23 protein-coding genes and 1 pseudogene are annotated in these 24,543 nt (G+C 64.3%); 4 read left to right on the top strand and 20 right to left on the bottom strand.

Going from position 1 to position 24,543, the window contains the following annotated elements; translation table 11 throughout:
- Window positions 1–13: 13 nt before the first annotated feature.
- The 3 genes from H3V53_RS11065 to ndk form a co-directional block, all read right to left on the bottom strand.
- Complete coding sequence (locus H3V53_RS11065) at window positions 14–1,120, bottom strand: helix-turn-helix domain-containing protein (RefSeq protein ID WP_336597939.1); 1,107 nt, start codon at window positions 1,118–1,120, stop codon at window positions 14–16.
- Window positions 1,121–1,328: 208 nt separating this feature from the next.
- On the bottom strand, window positions 1,329–2,477 hold the full coding sequence (gene rlmN, locus H3V53_RS11060) for a dual-specificity RNA methyltransferase RlmN (RefSeq protein ID WP_336597938.1): 1,149 nt from the start codon (window positions 2,475–2,477) through the stop codon (window positions 1,329–1,331).
- A gap of 108 nt (window positions 2,478–2,585) precedes the next feature.
- The gene (gene ndk, locus H3V53_RS11055) at window positions 2,586–3,011 is read right to left on the bottom strand and encodes a nucleoside-diphosphate kinase (RefSeq protein ID WP_054924770.1); all 426 of its coding nucleotides are present in this window, start codon (window positions 3,009–3,011) and stop codon (window positions 2,586–2,588) included.
- A gap of 313 nt (window positions 3,012–3,324) precedes the next feature.
- Here ndk and H3V53_RS11050 point away from each other — a divergent pair, with 313 nt between their 5' ends.
- Window positions 3,325–4,023 carry a Bax inhibitor-1 family protein gene (locus H3V53_RS11050; protein ID WP_054924771.1) on the top strand — a complete coding sequence of 233 codons (699 nt, stop codon included), beginning with the start codon at window positions 3,325–3,327 and terminating at the stop codon, window positions 4,021–4,023.
- 115 nt (window positions 4,024–4,138) lie between these two features.
- On the opposite strand, the gene H3V53_RS11045 is transcribed toward H3V53_RS11050, so the two are convergent.
- From H3V53_RS11045 to H3V53_RS11000, 10 genes and pseudogenes are all read right to left on the bottom strand, one after another.
- Window positions 4,139–4,912 carry an MBL fold metallo-hydrolase gene (locus H3V53_RS11045; RefSeq protein ID WP_336597937.1) on the bottom strand — a complete coding sequence of 258 codons (774 nt, stop codon included), beginning with the start codon at window positions 4,910–4,912 and terminating at the stop codon, window positions 4,139–4,141.
- 9 nt (window positions 4,913–4,921) lie between these two features.
- Window positions 4,922–6,071: pseudogene (gene bamC, locus H3V53_RS11040) on the bottom strand (outer membrane protein assembly factor BamC).
- 106 nt (window positions 6,072–6,177) lie between these two features.
- Window positions 6,178–7,086: a 4-hydroxy-tetrahydrodipicolinate synthase gene (gene dapA, locus H3V53_RS11035; protein WP_336597936.1), complete on the bottom strand. Its 909-nt coding sequence runs from the start codon at window positions 7,084–7,086 to the stop codon at window positions 6,178–6,180.
- A 42-nt stretch (window positions 7,087–7,128) separates the two neighbouring features.
- The gene (locus H3V53_RS11030; protein WP_336597935.1) at window positions 7,129–7,749 is read right to left on the bottom strand and encodes a class I SAM-dependent methyltransferase; all 621 of its coding nucleotides are present in this window, start codon (window positions 7,747–7,749) and stop codon (window positions 7,129–7,131) included.
- The gene (locus H3V53_RS11025; RefSeq protein ID WP_054924775.1) at window positions 7,749–8,951 is read right to left on the bottom strand and encodes a tryptophan--tRNA ligase; all 1,203 of its coding nucleotides are present in this window, start codon (window positions 8,949–8,951) and stop codon (window positions 7,749–7,751) included. Before H3V53_RS11025 ends, H3V53_RS11030 begins: the two co-directional genes overlap by 1 nt.
- 10 nt (window positions 8,952–8,961) lie before the next feature.
- Window positions 8,962–9,624 (bottom strand): site-2 protease family protein, encoded by a 663-nt coding sequence (locus H3V53_RS11020; RefSeq protein ID WP_336597934.1) that lies wholly within the window; start codon window positions 9,622–9,624, stop codon window positions 8,962–8,964.
- Between the two features lie 56 nt (window positions 9,625–9,680).
- Entirely contained in the window at window positions 9,681–10,316 is a 636-nt protein-coding gene (locus H3V53_RS11015) for an L-threonylcarbamoyladenylate synthase (protein ID WP_054924778.1), read from the bottom strand.
- Between the two features lie 85 nt (window positions 10,317–10,401).
- On the bottom strand, window positions 10,402–11,232 hold the full coding sequence (locus tag H3V53_RS11010; protein ID WP_336597968.1) for a 3',5'-nucleoside bisphosphate phosphatase: 831 nt from the start codon (window positions 11,230–11,232) through the stop codon (window positions 10,402–10,404).
- An 86-nt stretch (window positions 11,233–11,318) separates the two neighbouring features.
- Window positions 11,319–12,215 (bottom strand): alpha/beta fold hydrolase, encoded by an 897-nt coding sequence (locus H3V53_RS11005; RefSeq protein ID WP_336597933.1) that lies wholly within the window; start codon window positions 12,213–12,215, stop codon window positions 11,319–11,321.
- A gap of 77 nt (window positions 12,216–12,292) precedes the next feature.
- Window positions 12,293–13,153 carry a ferritin-like domain-containing protein gene (locus H3V53_RS11000; RefSeq protein WP_336597932.1) on the bottom strand — a complete coding sequence of 287 codons (861 nt, stop codon included), beginning with the start codon at window positions 13,151–13,153 and terminating at the stop codon, window positions 12,293–12,295.
- A gap of 209 nt (window positions 13,154–13,362) precedes the next feature.
- On the opposite strand from H3V53_RS11000, the gene H3V53_RS10995 reads away from it, so the two are divergent.
- The 3 genes from H3V53_RS10995 (at window position 13,363) to H3V53_RS10985 (ending at window position 15,419) form a co-directional block, all read left to right on the top strand.
- Entirely contained in the window at window positions 13,363–13,887 is a 525-nt protein-coding gene (locus tag H3V53_RS10995) for a gamma carbonic anhydrase family protein (protein WP_336597931.1), read from the top strand.
- A gap of 62 nt (window positions 13,888–13,949) precedes the next feature.
- Window positions 13,950–14,900, top strand: coding sequence for an Hsp33 family molecular chaperone HslO (hslO, locus tag H3V53_RS10990; RefSeq protein ID WP_336597930.1), 951 nt, complete (start codon window positions 13,950–13,952; stop codon window positions 14,898–14,900).
- Window positions 14,901–15,032: 132 nt separating this feature from the next.
- Window positions 15,033–15,419, top strand: a complete 387-nt coding sequence (locus tag H3V53_RS10985) for a hypothetical protein (RefSeq protein WP_336597929.1) — start codon at window positions 15,033–15,035, stop codon at window positions 15,417–15,419.
- 116 nt (window positions 15,420–15,535) lie between these two features.
- Here H3V53_RS10985 and ftsB read toward each other — a convergent pair whose 3' ends face one another.
- From ftsB to H3V53_RS10950, 7 genes are all read right to left on the bottom strand, one after another.
- Window positions 15,536–15,964 carry a cell division protein FtsB gene (gene ftsB, locus H3V53_RS10980; protein WP_054924782.1) on the bottom strand — a complete coding sequence of 143 codons (429 nt, stop codon included), beginning with the start codon at window positions 15,962–15,964 and terminating at the stop codon, window positions 15,536–15,538.
- Between the two features lie 170 nt (window positions 15,965–16,134).
- On the bottom strand, window positions 16,135–17,418 hold the full coding sequence (gene eno, locus H3V53_RS10975; RefSeq protein WP_054924783.1) for a phosphopyruvate hydratase: 1,284 nt from the start codon (window positions 17,416–17,418) through the stop codon (window positions 16,135–16,137).
- Window positions 17,419–17,559: 141 nt separating this feature from the next.
- Window positions 17,560–18,414: a 3-deoxy-8-phosphooctulonate synthase gene (kdsA, locus tag H3V53_RS10970; protein WP_336597928.1), complete on the bottom strand. Its 855-nt coding sequence runs from the start codon at window positions 18,412–18,414 to the stop codon at window positions 17,560–17,562.
- Window positions 18,411–20,072: a CTP synthase gene (locus H3V53_RS10965; protein ID WP_054924785.1), complete on the bottom strand. Its 1,662-nt coding sequence runs from the start codon at window positions 20,070–20,072 to the stop codon at window positions 18,411–18,413. The genes kdsA and H3V53_RS10965 overlap by 4 nt, the downstream gene beginning before the upstream one ends.
- A gap of 157 nt (window positions 20,073–20,229) precedes the next feature.
- Window positions 20,230–21,024, bottom strand: coding sequence for an alpha/beta fold hydrolase (locus H3V53_RS10960; protein ID WP_336597927.1), 795 nt, complete (start codon window positions 21,022–21,024; stop codon window positions 20,230–20,232).
- Between the two features lie 62 nt (window positions 21,025–21,086).
- Complete coding sequence (locus H3V53_RS10955; RefSeq protein ID WP_336597926.1) at window positions 21,087–23,651, bottom strand: ComEC/Rec2 family competence protein; 2,565 nt, start codon at window positions 23,649–23,651, stop codon at window positions 21,087–21,089.
- A 97-nt stretch (window positions 23,652–23,748) separates the two neighbouring features.
- Window positions 23,749–24,537 (bottom strand): TatD family hydrolase, encoded by a 789-nt coding sequence (locus H3V53_RS10950; RefSeq protein ID WP_054924787.1) that lies wholly within the window; start codon window positions 24,535–24,537, stop codon window positions 23,749–23,751.
- Window positions 24,538–24,543: the final 6 nt, after the last annotated feature.

The following is a 24,543-nucleotide window of genomic DNA, read 5'->3' as shown; positions in this document are numbered from 1 at the left end:
CGATTGATTTGCGTCAGGGCAGCGCGAAGCGCGCCACATTGCCCTTCGCGGACGCATATTTGGCCGGGTCGACCGGCTGGCCGTCCAGCGTGATCGAATCCAGACCTGCCTTGTTGCCGACCGTCACCTTGAGCGGCGGCACCGCGCTGATTTCCTTCGATTCGCCCGCGTGCACAAGACCCGAGAACACTTCCTTGCCGTCCTTCTGACGCACGCTGAACCAGCTGTCCTGCTTGACCGACAGCGCCACCGTCGACGAACCCTCCGGCGCGACGGACGGCCCGCTGGCGGACACCGGCGCCGACGCCGTGATCGCGGGCGCAGCGCTTGCGGCCTTCGGCGGCGAGGCAACGGAAGCGGACGCCGGCGCGGACGCGGCGCCTGCCGTCGGCATCGGCGTGGGCATCGGCGTTGCCGACGCACCTTCGTCTGCCGCGGCCTGGGTGTTGGCGGGCGCTTCGGTTTGAGTCTCCACCTGCGCCGTCGACGCCGGCGCGGAGACTTCACCCGTCACGGCTGCGCCGCTGGCCGCCTGTCCCGCCGCCGACGACGCATTGTCCGTCGCGGCAGGCACGCCGACGATACCTTTCAGGCGCGCCAGCCACGCATTCGATTCGCCGCTGTTCGTATGCCACATCGCGAGCGCAATCAGTACGACGACGGCGAGCGCAACGCCCCAGATCCACGAGCGGCGGCGCGGCGCGCTATGGCCGAGCGACAGCGATACTTTTCCGCGCGGCAGATCGGTACCCGCCGATGCCGGCATCGTCAACGCGGGCTCCGGTACGCCTTTCTCGCGGCGCAGCGCCTGCGTCATCGGCGCGGGATCGGCGCCGACCATCTTCGCGTAACTGCGCACGACGCCCAACGCGAACGTGGTATCCGGCAGCTGGCTGAGATCGCCCGCCTCGAGACCGCGCAACTTGATCGGCGAGACCTTCAGGCGCGCCGACACATCCTCGACCGACCAGCCCTTTGCTTCGCGCAATTGCGCAAGGCGCGCGCCGACGGCCGCTAGCGAGTCGAACCCGGTCGGCACGGCAGCCGGCGCGACCGCCGACAACGGGCGGTCCGTATGCGTATCCATGTCGTGCGGTTGCGGGTGCTGCGGCTCACTCATCCCAAATCCTTTCGCGTCGATTCTTTTTTCACTCAGCGAACGGGTGAACCATTCGCTCACCCCGTTTCGCAGACCGTTTATAACAAAATGTGCGGCTGTGTGTGCCGCTTCCGATCGCTTCTGCAAACTTTCTTTCACTCCACGCGACGCGGCGTACCCCGAGCGGCCTGTTCGCTGACATGCCGCCTCTTTTCGCCTGTCGCGGGCCTTACACCGCGCGGACTTCGATGACCTTTGCGCGGCCGGTACGCTCGGCGAGCCGCGTACGGTCCTTGACGGCACCCGCCAGCTGACCGCAAGCCGCGTCGATGTCGTCGCCACGCGTCTTGCGCACTGTCGTGACGACCCCTGCGTCGATCAACACTTGCGCAAACCGCTTGATCTGCTCGTTTTTCGAGCGCAGCAGACCCGATTCCGGGAACGGATTGAACGGAATCAGGTTGAATTTGCACGGCACGTCGCGCGTGACGGCGAGCAGTTCGCGCGCGTGCGCCTCGCTGTCGTTCACGCCGTCGAGCATGCAGTATTCGAACGTGATGAAGTCGCGCGGCGCGACTTTCAGATACCGCTGGCACGCGGCCATCAGCTCGCGCAGCGGGTATTTCTTGTTGAGCGGCACGAGCTCGTCGCGCAGCGCGTCGTTCGGCGCGTGCAGCGAAACGGCGAGTGCCACGGGAAGGTCGGCGCCGAGCCGGTCCATCATCGGCACCACGCCGGACGTGGACAGCGTGACGCGCCGGCGCGACAGGCCGTAGGCGTTGTCGTCGAGCATCAGGCGCATGGCAGGCACGATGGCGTCGTAATTGAGCAGCGGCTCGCCCATGCCCATCATCACCACGTTCGTGACGACGCGCTCACCCTTGCCTTCGCCGCCCGTTGCGCGCCCGCCGGCCGTGCCGAGCGACGCGCGCAGCGCAAATTCGGCCATGCGCAACTGGCCGATGATTTCACCCGTGGTGAGATTGCGCGAGAAACCCTGTTTGCCCGTCGAACAGAACCGGCAGTTGACGGCGCACCCTGCCTGCGACGACACGCACAGCGTGCCACGCGTTTCTTCGGGGATGAAAACGGTTTCAACGGCGTTTCCGTTGCCGACGTCCACGAGCCATTTGCGCGTGCCGTCGGAGGAAATATGATCGCTGACGATGGGCGGCATCGTGATCGATGCGCGGCCCTTCAGCTTTTCGCGCAACGACTTCGCGAGATCGGTCATCCCGTCGAAGTCGGCAGCGTTGTACTGGTGAATCCAGCGCTGCAATTGCTTGGCGCGAAACGGCTTCTCTCCGAGGCTGTCGCAATACGCGACGAGACCCGCGGCGTCGAGATCGAGAAGGTTGACGGTTGGACTGCTCGTCATATCGAATCCTGCCATTCAGTGCGAGACTGCGTTCATGCAACAAGCTGCATGAACGCGAAAACCGCTCGCGCCCGCTCCTGCTGCTGTTACTACTGAACTACGAAGCGCTTAGCGCGAGTAGACGTTGACTTCCGGGAAGAAGAACGCGATTTCGACGGCTGCCGTTTCGGCTGCGTCCGAACCATGCACTGCGTTCGCGTCGATGCTGTCGGCGAAATCCGCACGGATCGTCCCCTTATCGGCCTTCTTCGGGTCCGTTGCGCCCATCAGGTCACGGTTTTTCAGAATGGCGCCTTCGCCTTCGAGAACCTGAACCTGCACCGGACCGGAGATCATGAATTCAACCAGATCCTTGAAGAACGGACGCGCAGCGTGCACAGCGTAGAACTTCTCCGCGTCGGCGCGCGACAGTTGAACCATGCGCGATGCGATGATCTTCAGGCCAGCGTTTTCGAAGCGGCTGTAGATCTGGCCGATCACGTTCTTTGCCACTGCGTCCGGCTTGATAATCGACAGGGTGCGTTCGAGCGCCATAAAAACTCCAGAAAATTAAGAGGTTACAGATTTAAATGAATCCGCTATTGTAGCATGTTCCCGTGTATGATTGCGATTGAACCCTTACGACGCTGTAAGGTCCAATTCAAACCTCGCAAACCGTTTAAGACAGTGCTAAGAAAGGGGAAACACAATGTAATCGCACGGTGTTGTGCGCCGCATTGAAACTCCCTGTTCCAGCGTTAATCTTAGGAGTGTGGGTTCGCGCGACCGGCGGCAACCGCCAGCCGGCGCCGTACGAAAAACCGTTGCAAGCCACGTCGCAACACTGCGTCTGACGCAAGGAGAAACCATGAACGAGTATCCCTATAACTTCGGCCGCGGCGGCTCCGTCACCACGGCCGAGACCCGCAACCGGGTGCTGCGCAACACCTACTGGCTGCTGGCGCTGTCGATGGTGCCGACAGTGATCGGTGCGTGGGTGGGCGTCGCCACCGGCTTCTCCCTGTTCGCCGCCACTAGCCCGGCGATGAGCATGCTCGCCTTCTTCGCGATCGCGTTCGGTTTCATGTTTGCCATCCAGAAGACGAAAGACAGCGCCGCGGGCGTGTTCGTGCTGCTCGGCTTCACGTTCTTCATGGGGCTGATGCTGTCGCGCCTGCTCAGCTTCATCCTCGGTTTTTCGAACGGGCCGCAGCTGATCATGCTCGCCTTTGGTGGCACCGGTGTGATCTTCGCCGCGATGGCAACGATCGCCACGGTCAGCAAGCGCGACTTTTCGGGCCTCGGCAAGTGGCTGTTCGTCGGCGTGATCGTGCTGCTGCTGGCTATGGTGGCGAACATCTTTCTGCAACTGCCTGCGTTGATGCTGACGGTGTCCGTGCTCGCCATCGTGATCTTCTCGGCGTACATGCTGTTCGACGTGCAGCGCGTCGTGAACGGCGGCGAGACGAACTACATCACGGCCACGCTGGCGATCTACCTCGACCTGTATAACGTGTTCGTCAACCTGCTGTCGATCCTCGGCATCTTCGGCGGCAACCGCAACTGACCGGCGCCGGCCGGCCTTGGCCGGATCGATCGCCCGCCAAAATAAAACGCCCGTGACGAGCCATCGTCGCGGGCGTTTTTTCATGCTTGCGCCCCAACGGGCGCGATCCAACCACTCAGAGAGTTAGCCAGCCAAACCCGTCTGTCTGGCTTGCGACCATCACTTCCGTCGACGCCGTACCGAGCACGCCTGCCATTGCTGCGCGTGCCAGTTCCGGCAAATTGTTCTGCTGGCTCAGATGTGCCGCGACGAGATGCCGCAGTTTCGAGCGATCGAGCGACGCGAGAATGTCCGCCGCCGCGTCATTGTTCAGATGCCCGTGGTTGCCGCCGATCCGCGCCTTCAGCGACGGCGGATAGCGCGATGCCGCCAGCATCCCGACGTCGTGGTTGCATTCGAGCACGAGCGCGTCACAGCCGCTCAACACCGCGCTGATATGTGCCGTCGAGGTGCCCACGTCCGTCAGGACGCCAAGGCGCGACGCACCGTCCGAGAATACGAACTGCAACGGCTCGCGCGCGTCGTGCGGCACCGTGTACGGCAGGACGCTGAGATCGCCGATCGCCACCGTCTCGTCGCTCCAGAGCACGTGCAGGTCGATATCCGCCTCATCGGCACCGACGGCGCGCGCCGTGCCCCAGCTCATGTACAGGGGAATCAACAGCTTGCGCGCCAGCGTCAGCGCACTGCCGATGTGATCGCTATGTTCGTGGGTGATGATAATGGCGTCGAGTTCGTCGACGCCCGCGCCCAGCCGTTCCAGCCGCCGGGCGACTTCCTTGCCCGAGAAGCCGCAATCCAGCAGAACGCGGGTGGTCGTGGCACCGCTTTGGGCTTCGACCAGCAATGCATTGCCTTCACTGCCGCTTCCCAGACTGGCGAATCGCACGACCCGCCTTTAGTTCAGTTGCGCATGCAGCAGCGACACGATGCGCTGCGCGTCCGACGACGTATCCACCTGGCCATTCGAATCGACGACAGCCACCTGCGTCAGTGCGTCGCCCTTCGAGCGCACGTTCACGAGGAATTCCGGGCTGTCCTTCTTCGCGCTCTTGTCGCTGTAGAAGAGCTTGCCGAACAGTCCGTCGCGCTTGAGTTCCTGCATCGAGTCTGCGTAGCGCACGTAATAGATGCCCTTCTCGCGATCGCGATTGTCGACGGTAAAGTTCGTGCGATCGAGCGCCAGCCCCACTCGCAGCCATGCGCGATCGAACGACTCAGGCAAGTCGAGCGTGGCGCCGCCAGCCGTCTTGTCGAGCTGCGCCGGCGCCACAGCCGGATGCGCATCCGTGAGCAGCTGCTTGGACTGCGCGTCGGTGAGGCCGAACTTCTGCATCAGCTTGGCGAGGAATTCGGCTTCCAGCACGGGATTGCGCGGCCGTTCGACCCAGCGCGACGACGTCTTGTCCTGCCCCGTCAGCACTTCTTCCATGGCCGAGTGCGTGATCGAAATGTCCGTGCCGCCGCTTGCGTCGCGCGAAACCAGCGTGCGGAAGCTGTCGCGCGTGCCCGACGAGTATGCAAAATCGACCACGCGGCCGATTGTGCGGCGGAACCAGTCGTCCGGAATGTTGGCGCGGTTTTCGGCCCAGTCGGTCGACATGATGCCCGTCGACGGCGCGTCCGTTTTCAGTGAGAAGCCGTTTTCGGTCCAGAATTCCTGCAACTGCGGCCACAGTTGTTCCGGCGTGCGGCCGTCCACGACGAGCCAGCGACGGTCGCCGTCACGCTCGACGTGCATCCCGAACGGGTCCTGCGCGGACGGCACACCTTCCGTCAGATTGCCCGCCGCCGTCTTCGCACGTTGCGGCGCGCCGCCAAGCGCGGTGCCCATGGGGGGGCGCCTCGTAGCGTTGGTCGATCTGCGCGGCCGTCAGGTCGCTCGGCACGGCGAGCGGCGGCGCGCTCGACGTGTCCTTGTAGTTCACCCGGTCCGACGCGAGCATGTCGTTCAGCGACTCGCAGCCAGAAAGCGACACAACCGTGCCAGCCGCAAGCGTCAGCGCCGCCAGGCGCGTTGCGTGGAGGGAAAGTGCGGAACGTTTCATGGGGTCCTTCGTGAAGCTAGAACGCGCTGCCGGGTTCGGTGCGGGACCGTGGGCGATATCGACGTCAGTTGAAAAAATGCCGGGAGGCGCCTGAAATGTCAGACGCTCAGCCGAGCAGCCCTGCCTCGCGCAGCGCGGCGCGCACCACATCGTGGTAACGCGCGTCGAGCGGCGTAAGCGGCAAACGGATGCCGCCCTGAACGCGGCCCAGTTGCTGCAGTGCCCACTTCGCGGGAATCGGGTTCGATTCGATGAAGAGGTTCTTGTGCAGCGACAGCAGTTTCAGATGAATTTCGCGCGCGGTCTTCGCATCGGCGGCGATGGCCGCCTTGCACAGCTCGCTCATCAGACGCGGCGCGACGTTGGCCGTGACCGAAATATTGCCGTGGCCGCCCAGCAGCATCAACGCGATCGCCGTCGGATCATCGCCGCTGTAGATGCCAAAGTGCGCCGGCGCGGACTTGATCAGGTGCGCGGCGCGGTCGATGTTGCCCGTCGCCTCCTTCACGCCGATGATGCCCGGCACGTTCGCGAGTCGCAGAATCGTCTCGTTCGACATGTCCGCAACCGTGCGGCCCGGCACGTTGTACAGAATGACGGGCAGATCGACCGTTTCCGCGATCTTCGCGAAATGGCGGTAGATGCCTTCCTGCGTCGGCTTGTTGTAGTACGGCACGACCTGCAGCGTGGCGTCGGCACCCACTTTTCTGGCCTGCTCGGTCAGCTCGATGGCTTCCGTGGTGGAATTGGCGCCGGCGCCCGCGATCACGGGAATGCGGCCCGCGGCGGCCTCGACGGCCGTCTTGACCATCAACACGTGCTCTTCGACCGACAACGTCGCTGATTCGCCGCTCGTGCCGACCACGACCAGCCCGTTCGTACCCTCTTCGATGTGCCAGTCGATCAGCTTGCGGAAAGCCGGCAGATCGAGGCTGCCGTCTTCGAGCATCGGAGTGATGATGGCGGGAATGCTGCCGCGAATCGCGACGCCGTCTTGCTGGGTGCCGTTAGCCATGAAACGCCATGAATTTGTTCAATAAACTTCGATTGTAGCGGATTAACCGGCCAAATCGTAACGCGGGGGAAGCCCCATATCTTTCGTTCTGACCGCCCCGTCGCCCTCGCGAATCGCGCAAATCCGCTGGACGTAGGCGGGGCGCGGCTCAGCAAGGAAGCCATCTTGAAATGCAACGACACGTAACAGGCCCCGAACGACGTCGAGCAATTCGCCGGGAGCGAGCAAAAAATGAGGGTTGGATGGCTTGCCGACCGTTTCGTTGCCTTGCGCGAACGTCTCGTAGACCAGCACGCCGCCGGGCGCCAACGCATCGATCAATTGGGGAAAGAGCGGACGATGCAAGTAGTTCGTCACGACGATCGCGGCGAATCGCGCGTGCGCGGCGATCGGCCACGGGCCGTTTTCGATGTCGGCGGCGATCGTTTCGAGGCCCGCGATCCCTTCCATTGACGCCAGCGCGGCGGCATCCCGGTCAATGGCCGTGACGGGATGGCCGCGCGATGCGAAATATCGCGCGTGCCGACCGGCCCCCGACGCCACGTCGAGCACCGCGCCGCCCGACTCGACCAGATGCGCCCAGCCCCTCACCCAACGTGACGGTTCACCGATCGCGGCGTGGCCGCCGGCGACCGACGCGCCCGGAGTCCGGCTGTCCGTCATCAGGTGTACGACAGGCCCATCGCCTCGCGCACGTCGCGCATCGTCTCCGATGCAAAACGGCGCGCCTTGTCGCAGCCGTCGGCGACGATCGCGCGCAGCAGCGAGGGATCATCCATGTACTTCTGCGCGCGCTCGAGCATCGGCTGCTGCTCGCGCAAAATGCCTTCGATCACCGGCTGCTTGCACTCCAGGCATCCGATGCCCGCCGAACGGCAGCCCTTCTGCACCCAGTCGTGCGTGTCCTTGTCGGTATAGACCTGATGCAGTTGCCACACGGGACACTTGTCGGGATCGCCCGGATCGGTACGGCGCACGCGCGCCGGGTCGGTCGGCATCGTGCGGACCTTCTTGGTGATCGTCTCGGCGTCTTCACGCAGGCCGATGGTGTTGCCGTACGACTTCGACATCTTCTGGCCGTCGAGGCCGGGCATGCGCGACGCTTCCGTCAGCAGCACCTGCGGTTCGACGAGAATGAGCTTGCGCGAGCCTTCGAGATAGCCAAACAGCCGCTCGCGATCGTTCATCGACAGGCTCTGCGACTCCTGCAACATCGCGCGCGCCTGTTCGAGCGCCTCGTCGTCGCCTTCCTGCTGATAAGCGTTGCGCAGTTCGTGATAGAGCTTGGCGCGCTTGCCGCCGAGCTTCTTCGCCGCTTCCATCGCCTTCTCTTCGAAGCCCGGCTCGCGACCGTACAGATAGTTGAAGCGGCGCGCGAGTTCGCGCGTCATTTCGACGTGCGGCACCTGGTCCTCGCCGACGGGCACGAGCGACGCGCGGTACAGCAGAATGTCGGCCGCCATCAGCACCGGATAGCCGAGGAAGCCATAGGTCGACAGATCCTTGTCCTTGAGCTTCTCGATTTGCTCCTTGTACGTCGGCACGCGTTCGAGCCAGCCGAGCGGCGCGCTCATGCCGAGCAGCAGCGACAGCTCCGCATGCTCGGGCACGCGGCTCTGGATGAAAAGCGTCGCCTGCGCGGGATCGATGCCCGAAGCGAGCCAGTCGATCAGCACTTCCCATACGTTCTTTTCGATCACTTCGGGCGTTTCGTAGTGCGTCGTTAGCGCGTGCCAGTCGACCACGCAGAAAAAGCACGGATACTCGGACTGCAGACGCACCCAGTTTTTCAGCACGCCGTGATAGTGGCCGAGGTGCAGCGAGCCGGTGGGCCGCATGCCGGAGAAAATACGGTCGGGGTACATGGTTTTTGGTTTAGAGAAGCGAAACGAGGGGAGTCAGGATGGCCGTCACGGCCTCGTAGCCCATACCGACGAGGGGACGCAGCCAGAAGCGCGTCAACGTGCCCGTCATCACGAGCGCCATCACGATGAAGAAGCCGTAGGGCTCGAGGCGCGCGAGCATCATCGCCGGCCGCACGGGCAGCAGCGCGGTCAGCACGCGCCCGCCGTCGAGCGGGGGCAGCGGAAACAGATTCAGCACGCCGAGCACGAGATTCACGCCGACGCCTGCGCCTGCCATCCGCGTGAAGAATGGCTCGTCGACGTTCATTGCCGCGAGCCCGACGCCGAATACGCCCCACACGAGCGCCTGCACGAAGTTGCACAGCGGCCCCGCGAGCGCGACCCACAGCGAACCCCAGCGCGGATTGCGCAGATTGCCGAACGCGACGGGCACGGGCTTCGCGTAGCCGAACATGAACGCGCCGCTGGTGGCGAAGTACAGCAGCAACGGAATCGCGATGGTGCCGAGGGGATCGATGTGCCGCATCGGGTTGAACGACACCCGCCCGAGCACATAGGCGGTGTTGTCACCGAGCATGCGCGCGACGTAGCCGTGGGCCGCCTCGTGCAGCGTGATCGCGAAGATCACGGGCAACGCGTAGACGACAATGGTCTGTATCAGGGAGGAATCCATATCTCTATTGTAACAACGGCGCCTTGCGGCTCTGTCGGCTTTCGTTCATGCGATGTTCAGGCCGTCTCTTCGAGACCGAACGGCGCGAGCGAGCCGCGCCCCGGCCGCACCAGCACGGGTTCGTCGCCCGTCAGGTCGATCACCGTCGAAGGCTCGCACGGGCACGCGCCGCCGTCGATCACGAGATCGAGCTGCTTCTCCAGCTTTTCGCGGATTTCTTCGGGATCGTTCAGCGGCTGCGTTTCTCCCGGCAGGATCAGCGTCGAGCCGAGCAGCGGCTGGCCAAGTTCCTCGAGAATGGCGAGCGTGATTGCGTGATCCGGCACGCGCAGGCCGATGGTTTTGCGCGACGGATGCGACAGCCGGCGCGGCACCTCTTTCGTGGCTTGCAGCACGAACACGTACGGGCCCGGCGTCACGGACTTGATCAGACGATATTGGCGGTTGTCGACAAGCGCGAAGTTCGCGAGCTCGGACAGATCGCGCACGAGCAGCGACAGCAGTTGCCGCTCGTCGATGCCGCGAATGCGACGCACGCGGTCGACGGCATTCTTGTTGTCGAGCTGGCAGGCGAGCGCGTAGCTCGAATCGGTAGGCAGCGCGACCACACCGCCGCTTTCGATGATCTGCACGGCCTGCTTGATCAGGCGCGGCTGCGGATTGTCCGGATGAAGCCGAAAGTATTGGGACATGATGTCGGTCGAGAGGTCGAGAAGCCGCTGGGTACGCAGCGACGGCTCATGCAGCACCCGTGCCTGCGCACGGCGAAACCAGAGCTTACAGCCAACGTTCCCAGACGGGCGTCAGATCCGACGGCAGGGGAGGCAAACTGCCCAGATCGACGCGACCTTCGCCCGCCGCGTGAAAATCCGAACCGCGCGACGCCTCGAAGCCGAAACGCCGCGCGACGTCCGCATATTCGCGGTACTGATCGGGCGTGTGACTGCCCGTGACGACCTCGATGGCCTTGCCGCCCAGATCGATGAACTCGCCGAACAGCGCGTCGAATTCGGTGGACGTGTAGGCGTAGCGGCCCGGATGCGCGATCACCGCTTCGCCGCCCGCCGCCTGTATCCATTTGACGGCGTCGGCGAGCTTCGACCAGCGGTGCGCCACGTAACCCGGCTTGCCGTCGCCGAGATAGCGGTTGAATACGTCCTGCGTGTTTTCCGCGTAGCCGCTCTCGACCATGAAACGCGCGAAGTGCGTGCGTGAAATCATGTCGGGGTTCGACACGAACTTCAGCGCACCCTCATACGCGTTGGGAATGCCGAGCGCCGCGAGCTGCTCGCCGATCGCTTCGGCCCGCGCGGCGCGGCCGTTGCGCGTGCGATAAAGCCCTTCGACCAGTTCCTTGCAGGCAGGATCGACATGCAAGCCGACGACATGAACCGTGCGCGAGGCCCACGTCACGGAGATTTCGACGCCGCTCAGATACCGCATGCCGAGCGCCTCGGCGGCTTCGCGCGCCTCGACCTGGCCAGCGATCTCGTCATGATCGGTCAATGCCCACAGCGTCACGCCGCCTGCGTGCGCGCGGCGCGCGACTTCGGCCGGCGCAAAGGCGCCGTCGGAGACGGTGGAGTGGCAATGCAGGTCGGCGTTCATCATTTTCTTGGTAGCGTGATGATCCATTTTACTGCAATGCAGTAAGCGGACGCAGACGTTTCATCGCGGCCAATTCGGAACGTCCGCTACGCGCAAAACGCCTCGATCAGCGCAGCGATTTGCTCCGGCTGATCGTGATGAACCATATGACCGGCGTCGTCGATGATCGCTTCGCGCCAGTCGGCGAACGCCTGGAACCGCGCCTTGAATTCGTCGAGCGGAATCGTGCCCGCGATGGCCGCCAGTGTCGGCGACGTAGCGGCTTCGACGTGCAGCACCTTGGCCCGCACGTTCGCCCATACGGCCATGATTTCGTCGAGCCGGTACAGCAGCGGCCCACGAATCTTGTGCGCGGGGTCGGCAAGCAGCACGTAGCCGCCCTCGCCGTCCGGCTTCGACCAGTGCTCGGCAAGAAAGCTCGCCCGCTGCGGCTCGAGCCGCGCGTTGGTCTTGATGAGGCGCGCGGCGACGTCGTCGAGCGTCGCGTAAGGACGCAGCGACGGCGGCGCGCGCAGCTCGTCCAGCCACGACGCGATCCGCCGCGGCAATTGCGCGGGCTTCGACGGTGCAAGGCCGAACCCCTCCAGATCGACGACGCGCCGCACCCGCTCCGGCCGCACGCCCGCGTACAGGCAGACGATATTCGCGCCCATGCTGTGCCCGACGAGATTCACCTCGCCCGTCGGCGCGTAATGGTCCAGCAGCGCGTCGAGGTCGGCCAGATAGTCCTGAAACCAGTAGTGGCCGCCGCCCCGCTCTTCGACGGGCCAGTCGGACAGGCCGAAGCCGCGAGCATCGGGCGCGATCACCTGCCAGTCGCCCGCGAGCGCATCGACCACGAACTGGAACGAAGCGGCCACATCCATCCAGCCGTGCAACATGAAGAGCATCGGCGCGTCGGCCTTGCCCCAGCGGCGCACATGCAGGCGCACGCCGCGCACGGTCAGGAATTCGGAAACGGAGCGACGGGGAGAACGGTCCATGACGGGGCTCGAAAACGAATGGTCGTTCGATTATATCGATATAGCGGCGCGACGGCTTGTAACGGGATCGCGCGCCGTCAACCGGCGTCGCGCGACGGCGGTTGCGCGTCCAGACCCGCCAGCGCCGCCAGTTCCTCTTCCTCGAAACCCGCGTCGCGGCGCGCTTCGAAGTTGAAGGGCCCGCGCAGCTTCGGGGCGCGATATTCGTCGGCGAGGCGCAGATAGGTCGGGTGCGCGTCGATGCCCGCCTCGTCGCACAGATGCCGGAACCAGCGATTGCCGATCAGCACATGGCCTATTTCGTCGCGCAGGATGACGTCGAGAATGGCTGCCGACGCGTGGTCGCCCGCCTGCTGCAAACGCGCGCGAATCGGCGGCGACGCGTCGAGACCGCGCGCCTCGAGTGTGCGCGGCACGAGCGCCATGCGCGCGAGAACGTCGCCGCGCGTGCGCTCGCACATGTCCCACAAGCCGTCGTGCGCCGGGAAGTCGCCGTATGCGTGGCCGAATTCCGCTAGACGCGCCGACAGCAGCGAAAAATGATGCGCCTCCTCCAACGCTACCTTCAGCCAGTCGACATAGAACGCTTCGGGCATGGCGCAGAAACGCCAGACGGCGTCGAGCGCAAGATTGATCGCGTTGAACTCGATATGCGCGAGCGCATGGAGCAGTACCGCGCGGCCTTCGCACGACTGCATGCTGCGCCGGCCGAGCTTGCGCGGTTCGACCAGTTCGGGCCGCGCGGGACGGCCCGGCAGTCCGGCAGGCTCGTCGAACGAACGCTCAGGCGCAATGGCCGCCGAGCCATGCTGCACGCGTGCGTAGAGCGCCTGCGCGGCCGCCGCTTTCAGGGCAGGCGCGGATTCGCGCAGAATTGCCAGCGCTTCGGCGCGCGCGCAGATCAGGGCTTGGGGACGAATGGAGTCGGCGGAATGCATCGCAGGACGGCACGTCGGCGCAAAGGACCAAACCCGCGATTCTGGCACAACGCGACGCGCGCGCAGCGTCCGCACGGGCTGATGGCACAACCGTTTACAATACGCGATTCGGCCTTGCCGCGCGGGCGGTCGCCGTTGCGCACCGCGCGGCGCGCACAGACGCCCCGCGACGACAGCACCCACCGATGCATCGGACCAGAGGAGACACCGTGGCAATCTACAAGCTGGGCGACGCCGCCCCGACCATCCACGAAAGCGTGTTCGTCGCGGACACCGCGACCATCATCGGCAACGTGACGCTGGAGGAAAACGCGAGCGTCTGGTTCGGCGCGTCGATTCGCGGCGACAACGAGCCGATCACCGTCGGCAACGGCACTAACATACAGGAAGGCGCCGTCCTGCACGCCGATCCCGGCTTCCCGTTGACGCTCGAAGCCAACGTGACGGTCGGCCATCAGGCGATGCTGCACGGTTGCACGGTGAAGGAAGGCGCGCTGATCGGCATTCAGGCCGTGGTCTTGAATGGCGCGGTAATCGGCCGCAATTGTCTGGTTGGCGCAGGGGCCGTCGTTACCGAAGGCAAGATTTTCCCTGACAACTCTCTGATTCTCGGGTCACCCGCAAAGGTCGTCCGGGAATTGACTGAAGCAGATATCAAAGGCCTACAGCGCGCCGCGGCCATTTACGTGGAGCGCAGGGATTATTTCAAGGCGCAACTCGTGCGCATCGGCTAGCGCCGACCGCACGACGCGCCACGCGCGGCTTTCGCACCGCGCGGTTCGACCGAGGAAAAGTTGTGAGCGACCAGTTGCAAAAATTCATGTTCAGCGCGGCGCCCGTTCGTGGCGAGATCGTTTCACTGCGCAATACGTGGCAGGAAGTGCTGACGCGGCGGAGCTATCCGACGCCCGTGCGGAACGTGCTCGGCGAAATGATGGCCGCGTGCGCGCTGCTGTCGGCGAATCTCAAGTTCGACGGCACGCTGATCATGCAGATCTTCGGCGACGGCCCGGTGAAAATGCTCGTCGTGCAGTGCAACTCGGATCTCTCGATGCGCGCGACCGCGAAATTCTCCGGCGACGCCGCGCACACCATTCCCGACGACATCACGCTGATCGAGCTTCTCAACACGAGCGGCCACGGCCGTTGCGTGATCACGCTCGATCCGCAGAACAAGGTGCCGGGCCAGCAGCCGTATCAGGGCATCGTCCCGCTGGCGGGTGAGGACGGGCCGCTGAAGTCGATGGCGGAAGTGCTCGAACACTACATGCGCCATTCCGAGCAGCTCGACACCCGTATGTGGCTGGCTGCGAACGGCGAGCGCGCCGTGGGCATGCTGCTGCAAAAGCTGCCCGGCGACGGCGGCATCGTTCCGCATCCGGGCGAGCTCGACGCCGATACGTGGGACCGCGTCTGCACGCTCGGCGGCACGCTGACGCACGACGAACTCCTCACGGAAGAACCGAACACGCTGTTCCGGCGCCTTTTCTGGCAGGAGAACGTCCAGCATTTCGAACCGGCGAGAACGCGCTTCGAGTGCAGTTGCTCGCGCGTGCGCGTCGGCAACATGCTGAAAATGCTGGGCCGCGAAGAGGTCGACAGCGTGATCGAGGAGCGCGGCCACGTCGAGATTCACTGCGAGTATTGCAACCAGCGCTATGAGTTCGACCCCGTCGACGTCGCGCAACTTTTCGTCGCAAGCGGGCTCTCACAGGGAGTGGCGCCCGCCGCCGACCAGCGGCACTGAGCGCACCTGCAGGCGCCGCCCTATCCGCATGCGGATGCACAACACACGGATGGCGGCGCTTCAGGTTCGGGCCCGGCGGTTGCTGGCAGGCTCGCCGCCCTTTGCTTAGGTATCCGACGGATGGAGATCGACATGAAAATCCGCACGTTGTTGCCGCACGCTTTTCACAACATAGCCGCGCTGGCGCTCGTGGCGGGAACGGCCGCACTGTCGGGATGCATGATGGACCCGCGCGGCCCGTCGCCGATCTACAGCCGCCTGCCTGCTGATCAATCGGGCATCGCCGCGACCGCGCAGCCGCTTACGCCGGAAGAGCGCGCCCGATACGATGCAATCGACAGGCAGGTGATGGCCGAGCAGAACCAGGCAATGGCCGACGCCGCCGCCGCGCAGGCGTGGTCGCGGTACTACGCCCCGCCCGTATCCGTCTTCGGCAGCTATTCCAGCGGCGGATGGGGGCACGGCTGGGGAACGGGGATCGGATACGGTTATGCGCCGGGCTGGGGTTGGGGCTGGTAAGCGCACGCTCTGCGTAATGCCGGCGCAACGCTGCCGTCGAGTGCTCCCATCCGAAGAAAAAGGCGCGGTTCATTGCTGAACCGCGCCTTTTTCATTGAACCGGCCAAAGCGGGCATTTAGCCCGACTTCTTCTCCTTCGCATCCTTTTTCGCGTGCTTGCGATCGGGCTTCGCACGCGACTCCGGATTCGGCACCACACGCAACGGCGCGCCCGTAATTTGCCCGCGCGTCGACGTATTCGACTGCGGCACGTTCGCTCCCGTCAGCGGCGCGTTCGGTGAAACGAACTGCACGAATACCTCGCTGTCCTTCACCATGCCCATTTCGTAGCGGGCGCGTTCTTCGACGGCAGCCGTGCCGTTCTGCAGATCCTGCACTTCGCCCTGGATGCGTTCGTTGCGCTCTTTCTCGTCGGCGTTCTTTTTCAGCTGTTGCGCGAGTTCCTGCTGAAGCTCGTGGACACGCAGCCAGCCGCCGTGGCCCCACCACAGCGGATATTGGATCAGCACCAGCAGAACGAGCAAGACGACGGTGACGAGCCGCATGAAATGAATTGCAGGGTTGAATACGCGCCGCCCTGCGCTGTACGCAGGGCGGCAAAGGTGAATCAGTAGCGAAGCATAACCGGTTTAACGGTTAATGAGACGGAAATGTTGACAGGAAGCGTCACTCTCGCCTGCCAACGGCCTCGAATGCGTCATCACTGGGACGGGAATCAGCGCAGGTTGTAGAACGCCGACTTGCCCGGATAGCTGGCGATATCGCCGAGATCTTCCTCGATACGCAGCAGCTGGTTGTACTTCGAGATGCGGTCGCTGCGCGACAGCGAACCCGTCTTGATCTGTCCGGCGTTCAGGCCGACCGCGATGTCTGCAATCGTCGAATCTTCCGTTTCGCCCGAGCGATGCGAGATCACCGCCGTGTAGCCCGCGCGCTTGGCCATTTCGATGGCCGCGAAGGTTTCCGTCAGCGTACCGATCTGGTTGATCTTGATCAGGATCGAATTCGCGATGCCCTTCTCGATGCCTTCCTTCAGGATGCGCGTGTTCGTCACGAACAAATCGTCGCCGACCAGCTGGATCTTCTTGCCGAGCTTGTCGGTGAGGAGCTTCCAGCCTTCCCAGTCGCTTTCGTGCATGCCGTCTTCGATCGACACGATCGGAAACTTGTCGGCGAGCGTGGCCAGGTAGTCCGTGAATTCCGCCGACGACAGCTGCAGGCCCTCGCCCGCCAGCTGGTACTTGCCATCGTGGTAGAACTCGCTCGCCGCGCAGTCGAGCGCGAGCAGCACGTCTTCACCGGCGCGGTAGCCGGCCTTTTCGATCGCCTGCAGGATGGTCGACAGGCATTCGTCGTTGCTGCCGAAGTTCGGCGCGAAGCCGCCTTCGTCGCCGACTGCCGTGCTCATGCCGCGATCCGACAGGATCTTCTTCAGCGCGTGGAAGACTTCGGCGCCGCAACGCAGCGCCTCACGGAACGTCGGCTGGCTGACGGGGACGATCATGAATTCCTGGATGTCCAGGCTGTTGTTCGCGTGCGCGCCGCCGTTGACGATGTTCATCATCGGGACGGGCAATTGCATCGCGCCCGAGCCGCCGAAGTAGCGGTACAGCGGCAAGCCGGCTTCTTCAGCGGCAGCCTTCGCGACGGCCATCGACACGGCCAGCATCGCGTTCGCACCCAGGCGCGACTTGTTGTCCGTGCCGTCCAGTTCCAGCAGCGTCTTGTCGAGGAAAGCCTGCTCGGAAGCGTCGAGACCCATGATCGCTTCGGAGATTTCGGTGTTGATGTGCTCGACGGCCTTCAGCACGCCCTTGCCGCTGTAGCGGCCCGTTTCGCCGTCGCGCAGTTCGATCGCTTCACGCGAGCCCGTCGACGCGCCCGACGGCACAGCCGCGCGGCCCATCGTGCCCGATTCGAGCAGCACGTCGCATTCGACGGTAGGGTTGCCTCGCGAATCGAGAATCTCGCGACCGATGATATCTACGATAGCACTCATGGTTTCCTCTGAAATGACGATGAATTCTTAAGGTGGGACGTCCGATTCGCTAAGACCGCGTGCGGCCGGACGCGTTCGACGACCATCGGATTGAATCACGCGCGTGTCGCCGGACAGCAGCAACACGCGCGTGTGTTTGCATCAGTTGAAATCGTTCTCGAGGAACGGTGTGCGCTTCACGGCCTGATCGAGCGTCATCAGCGTCTCGAGCAGATCGGCCATGCGATGCAGCGGCACGGCATTCGGACCGTCCGATCTGGCTTCGGCCGGGTTCGGGTGCGTTTCCATGAAAAGGCCCGCGACACCCGTGGCCACGGCGGCGCGCGCCAGCACGGGGACGAACTCGCGCTGGCCGCCCGAACTCGTGCCTTGCCCGCCCGGCAATTGCACAGAGTGGGTTGCGTCGAACACAACGGGCGCACCCGTTTCGCGCATGATCGCGAGCGAGCGCATGTCCGACACGAGGTTGTTATAGCCAAACGACACGCCGCGCTCGCACGCCATGAAGCGGTCTTCCGAGAGACCGGCTTCACACGCCGCATCGCGCGCCTTGTCGATCACGTTCTTCATGTCATGCGGCGCGAGGAACTGGCCTTTCTTGATGTTGACGGGCTTGCCCGAGCGCGCGCACGCGTGAATGAAGTCCGTCTGACGGCACAAGAATGCAGGCGTTTGCAGCACGTCGACGACGGCAGCAACCTGCTCGATTTCGTGCTCGCTGTGGACGTCCGTCAGAACCGGCACGCCCAGCTGACGCTTCACTTCGGACAGGATGCGCAAACCCTCATCCATTCCCAGACCGCGGAATGACTTGCCACTGCTGCGATTCGCCTTGTCGTACGAAGACTTGTAGATAAACGGAATCTTCAGCTTCGCGCAGATTTCCTTCAGCTTGCCGGCCGTGTCGATGGTCATCTGTTCGGATTCGACGACACAGGTGCCCGCGATCAGGAAAAACGGCTTGTCGAGGCCGATGTCGAAATCGCCCAGTTTCATACTTTCTCCTCGACGCTCGCCTCGCGATGAGCGCGCGCCGCTTCGACGAATGCTTTGAAGAGCGGGTGGCCGTCGCGCGGCGTCGACGTGAATTCGGGGTGGAACTGGACGCCGACGAACCACGGGTGCATCGAACGCGGCAGTTCCATCATTTCCGGCAGATCTTCGCTCGGAGTACGGGCGCTGATGATAAGGCCGCCCGCTTCGAGCTGGGGCACGAAGCGGTTATTGACTTCATAACGGTGACGGTGACGCTCGTTCACATCCTTGCCGTAGATCTCTTCGGCCATCGTGCCCGGCTTGATCGGGCAACGCTGCGAACCGAGGCGCATCGTGCCGCCCAGATCGGATTCTTCCGTACGCTTCTCAACCTTGCCTTCGCGGTCGTACCACTCGGTGATCAATGCGACGACGCGATTCGGCGTTTCCTGGTCGAACTCCGTGCTGTTCGCATCCTTCAGGCCGACGACGTCGCGCGCGAATTCGATGACGGCCAGCTGCATGCCGAGACAGATACCGAGGTACGGCACTTTCGCTTCGCGTGCGTAGCGGATCGCCTTGATCTTTCCTTCCGTGCCGCGACGGCCGAAGCCGCCCGGCACGAGCACGGCATCGAGATGCTTGAGACTGTCGACGCCGTTTTCTTCCAGCTCTTCAGAATCGATGTATTCGATGTTGACCTTGGTCGACGTGTGGATCGACGCATGGCGCAGCGCTTCGATCAGTGACTTGTACGACTCCGTCAGCTCGACATACTTGCCGACCATGCCGATCGTCACTTCGCTCTTCGGGTTTTCGAGCTTCTCGACCATTTCCGACCAGATCGACAGATCGGCCGGCTTCGCGCTCAGCTTCAGCTCTTCGCAGATCAGCTCGTCGAGGCCCTGGTCGTGCAGCATTTGCGGAATCTTGTAGATGCTGTCCACGTCCCACACCGAGATCACGGCGTCTTCCGGCACGTTCGAGAACATCGAGATCTTCGCGCGCTCGTCGTCGGGGATGCGGCGGTCGGCGCGGCACAGCAGCACGTTCGGATAGATACCGATTTCGCGCAGCTTCTGCACGCTGTGCTGCGTCGGCTTTGTCTTGAGTTCGCCCGCGGTGGCGATGAACGGCACCAGCGTCAGATGCACGAAGCATGCGCTGTTGCGCCCGAGGCGCAGGCTCATCTGACGCGCGGCTTCGAGGAACGGCAGCGATTCGATGTCACCCACCGTGCCGCCCACTTCGACGATTGCCACATCCGGCTCGCCGCACGTCGCGGATGCCGCGCCGCGCTCGACGAATGCCTGGATTTCGTTCGTGATGTGGGGAATCACCTGCACGGTCTTGCCGAGATAGTCGCCGCGGCGTTCCTTGCGGATCACCGATTCGTAAATCTGGCCCGTGGTGAAGTTGTTGGCCTTGCGCATCTTCGTGCTGATGAAGCGCTCGTAGTGGCCGAGGTCGAGGTCCGTTTCAGCGCCGTCTTCCGTCACGAACACTTCGCCGTGTTGAAACGGACTCATCGTGCCGGGGTCGACGTTGATGTAAGGATCTAGCTTGAGGAGGGTGACTTTCAGACCGCGCGATTCGAGGATCGCGGCGAGGGAAGCGGCGGCAATACCCTTGCCGAGGGAAGACACTACGCCGCCGGTGACGAAAACATATTTGGTCATCGCTGGATGCTCGCGGGAAAAACGGATTATACCCGAACGTCTGCTTCCAGCCCAGACCAGGGGCGGCTCCTTCGAGGCGATCGAACGTGCTTTTCGGCGCCTATGCAGCCCGGTCGGACCCGGACAAAACGACAGCCGCCGCACCCGGGCGGCGGCGTCATTCGAGCCCGTGCAGCAGACGTTGCACGGCGCGCGCCGTCTCGATGGGCCGCTCCATCGGGAACAGGTGGCTGCCCTCGATCCATTCGAAATGCTCGCCTGTCATTCGCCGCGTCGCATGGAGTCCCGCCTGGCGCACTTCCCGCGAGCGGGTGCCGGCGACGAAGCCGACCGGAACGGGCGCGCCGCGCGACAAACGGCCGCCGAACGTATGCGGCAAGGTCTTGTAAATGCGGTATTCCGTCTGCCGGTCGAAGGCCAGTTCGCGCGTGCCATCCGCGCCCGTCTGCGGAATGCCGAAGTCGATGTAGTCCGACAGCACGCGCTCGTCCCAGCGGGCGAACGCGTGCTTCGAGTGAAAGTGCCGCCACGCCTCGTCGCGGCTGCCCCAGCGTGTGCGGCGCGTGCGCGTCGCGGCAGCGGGCGACAGCCGCTCGTCCAGGCCCGTCCACTGCGAGACGCGCAGCATGTTGCTGCGCCAGCCCGCGATAACGGGCGAATCGAGCATCACGACGCCGCGCACCCATTGTGGTTTTCTGAGCGCGGCCATCAGCGATAGATAGCCGCCCAGCGAATGCCCGACGAGCCAAACCGGGTTCACATAGGCACGCTCGATGTCATCCAGCAACTCCTCGACGAGATGAGGCCAATCGCGCGTCACGGGATAACGCGCGTCATGTCCGATCCGTTCGATGAAACGCATGTCGTAGTCGTCTGCGAGTTCGGCGAAGATCGTCCGATAGACGGACGCAGGAAATCCGTTCGCATGCGAGAAATGGATGATGTTTTTCAAGCGCTACTGCCTCCGTTCTTATTTGTTCTCTAATTTGTTCTCTGTGGCGCTGCCGGGTTGTCTCATCTATCCATCCAGTAGCGACGATGCGTCTGCCGATAGCGCTCGAGCGACAGCGACGCGCCGCCTGCTTCGATGCGCGCGGCGCCGTCCTCGTCGCTGCGCGAAAGCGCGATGCCGCGCGCCCGAAACCGTTCGAAGACGCTTGCATACGGATGGTGAAAACGGTTGCGATAGCCTACCTGAAATACCGCAATGGACGGCCCGATAGAATCGAGGAACGGCTCGGTCGACGAGGTCTTGCTGCCGTGATGCGGCACAAGCAGCACTTGCGCGCGCAACGCGGCGCGCTCACGCGCCAGCAGCACTCGCTCGACGGGGGCTTCGATGTCGGCGGCCAACAAGGCAGTCAGCCGTTCTTCATGCGCTTGCGCTTGCGCTTGCGCTTGCACTTGCACTTGTCCTTGCCCGTCCGTTCCAACGGGCGTACCGTGACGCGCGCTCGCCGCCGCGCTCACGCGCAGCACGCAGCAATGCGCATTCGGCTTGCCCTGGAGCGGACCCGCGTCCGGCCACAGGATCGCGAAGTCGACGCCATCCCATTGCCAGTGCTGGCCCGCTGCGCAGCGCACGGTCTGCGCACCCTTTTTGACGGCATGGCGCCAGAGCGGATGCGTCGGCGCAAGACCGCCCAGCAGTTGCCGCACTTCGACGCCGTCGAGCACGGCGGGCACGCCGCCCGAGTGATCAGAGTCCGCGTGACTGACGACGAGCGTATCGAGCGATGCTATGCCCGCCGCCTGCAGATACGGTACGACGATGCGCTCGCCCGCGTGGGTCGACTCGGGGCCCGGCCCGGCGTCGAACAGCAGCACGTGGCGGGCTGTCTCGACGACGACGGACGAGCCCTGTCCGACGTCGAGCGCCGTGAGGCGGAACGCTCCTTCGGCGGGCGCCGCCGACGCGGGCGCAAGGAGCGGCAGCCATGCCAGCGGCGCAGCCCAACGCAACGGCCAGCCGGCCGGCGCGAGACACCACGCAACACCGATCGCGGCAGCGGCCATGGCCCACGCGCCAGGCTGCGGCAATTGCCACACCGTCCATGGCGGCCCCGACAGCAAGTGCAGCCCAGCCGCGAGCCCTTCGAGCAGATGATGCGCAAAGCGAAACGCGAACGCATCGAACGGCGCGGGCAGCGCGATTCCAGCCAGCACGGCGGGCGTCACGAACACGCTGACCCAGGGAATCGCGAAGGCGTTCGCGACGGGGCCAACTAGCGGAATCTGCGAAAAGAAGCAGACGGTGAGGGGCGCCAGCGCGATCGTCACCGCGAACTGCACGCGCGCGCCGCTGCGCATCCGCTCGACCAAAGCTTGGGCGCAGCTGCCCAGCGCATGCGCGCACCGCACTGCCAGCGAACGCTCGACGCCTTCGTCCGGCGACGGACCCGACTCCGCGCGACGCGCGACACGCGGGTGTCCTGACGTCGCGAACAGAATCGCGCCGACCGCGCAGAACGACAGCCAGAATCCCGCCGACAGCACTGCCCACGGATCGACCAGCAACACGAGCCCCAGTGCCCACGCCAGCACGACGGAAGGCGCGATGCGCCGTCCGCCCATCTGGCCGAGCGCAATGACGCCCGCCATCCACAACGCCCGCTGCGCGGGCACGTTAAAACCCGCCAGCGCCGCGTGAAAAGCGGCGAACAGCGCGCCGCTGCCGATCGCCACCTTCTGCGCGGGCACGATCAACGGCGAGCCGCCGCCGACAAAAAATGACCGCCGCCACAGCATCCCCGCCAGCCAACCCGCGAGACCGGCGGCAAAGCCGATGTGCAAGCCGGATATCGCGACAAGGTGGCTCGTGCCCGTGCGCCGCATCAGCAGCCAGTCGGCGGCGCTGACGGCGTCCTGCGCCCCGATGGCGAGCGCGACGACAATGCCCATGTGCGGCGCGTCGGCGAGCACAGCGGCGATGCGTTCGCGGATCATCCAGCGCCAGCCGTCGACCGTCACGCCGATGCCCTGCGCCCTTCCCTTTAGCCGCGCGGCCTGCAGCGGCGCGCTGACGTAGCCGGTGGCGCGCACGTCGCGAGCGAACAGCGCGGCTTCGGCGTCGCGCACGCCCCAGTTGGCATTGCCGTGTGGACGCTTGAGCCGCACGATCAGGCGCCAGTGCGAACCCGGCTCGAGCGCGGGCGGCGGTGCGTCTTGCGCGATCCACGACAATTGCAGCGTGCGCGGAAAGCGCTCGACGGATGCATCGGCGGATTCGACAGCGAAAAGGAAGCGCGTACCGTCCGCGGTGCGCGTGGACAGCCCTTTGACCCAACCACGCACGACGATGTCGCGCCCTTCCCACGCATGCGGCAATTCGAACGCAAGCCGCGTCTGCGCGCGCCACGCCGCATAGCCGAAGCCGACGCAAGCAGCCGCGACCAGCAGCATGCACCAGCCCGCCGAGCGCACGCACCCTGCGCCGCCAGGTCTCAAGCACGCAAATCCGATGCACGGCAAGACGAAAGTGCCGGCGGCCAGCACGAGCCAAGCGAGGCCCTCAGGCAGCGAAGCTTGCTGCTGCAACCACACGATGCCCAACGCAAATCCGCACCACACTGCCCGCATGCCACCTCCGCGCAAGATGCTCGCACCGCGCGCGGCATTTTCATCAGGATTCCGAAATATCTGAAACGAAGTGCCGGCCGCGCAAGCCAGACATCGATTATGCAGGGTAAAGGGCGAGCCGCGGCAAGGCGGCGTGTGCATTGGCCGTTGTGCCTATCGCCAGTTCGCTTTTGTCGATGCCGCGCTGCCCGGCAAGAATCGCGCCGATAGCGGGAATCTGGTCTGGCGTGTTGCGTTGTTTGTAGCGCCACGACGGCGCGATGTCGGGCGCATCGGTTTCGACGACGAGAGCATCGAGCGGCAACTGCGCCGCGAGCCGCCGGATCTGCAGCGCGCGCTCGAACGTCACGTTGCCGCCGAAACCGAGATGCATGCCTTGGTCGATGAACGCCTGCGCCTGCTGAAAGCTGCCGTTGAAGGCGTGCGCGATGCCGCGATGCACCTGATGGCGCCGCAAGCCCTTCAACACCTGATCCTGCGACTTGCGCACGTGGCAGATCACGGGCAGATCGAACTCGCGCGCGAGCTTCAGCTGCTCGTTGTAGTAGAACTGCTGGGTTTCGTCGTCGAGCCCCGGCACGAAATAGTCGAGCCCGATTTCGCCAAGTCCGACGAACAAGGGATCATCGAGACTGGCCTCGATCTCCATGCGCAGCACGTCGAGATCGGCGGGTTGCGCCTGCGGCGTGAAGAGCGGGTGAATGCCGAGCGCGTAGGCGCCGCCTTTCACCCGGTGCGCCAATTCGCGCACCGTCGAAAAGTTGCTGCGCGCGATGCCAGGAATCACGATCCGGCTCACGCCCGCTTCGAGCGCCGCACCGGCGACCTCGTCGCGGTCGGCGTCGAATTCGGAAGCGTCGAGATGACAGTGCGTATCGATCCACATGCGCGC

The sequence above is a fragment of the Paraburkholderia bengalensis genome (assembly GCF_037126505.1).
GTDB classification, from domain to species: Bacteria; Pseudomonadota; Gammaproteobacteria; order Burkholderiales; family Burkholderiaceae; genus Paraburkholderia; species Paraburkholderia bengalensis.
The sequence above is the reverse complement of the archived record's forward strand: the minus strand, read 5'-3'. Positions and strand labels throughout refer to the sequence as shown.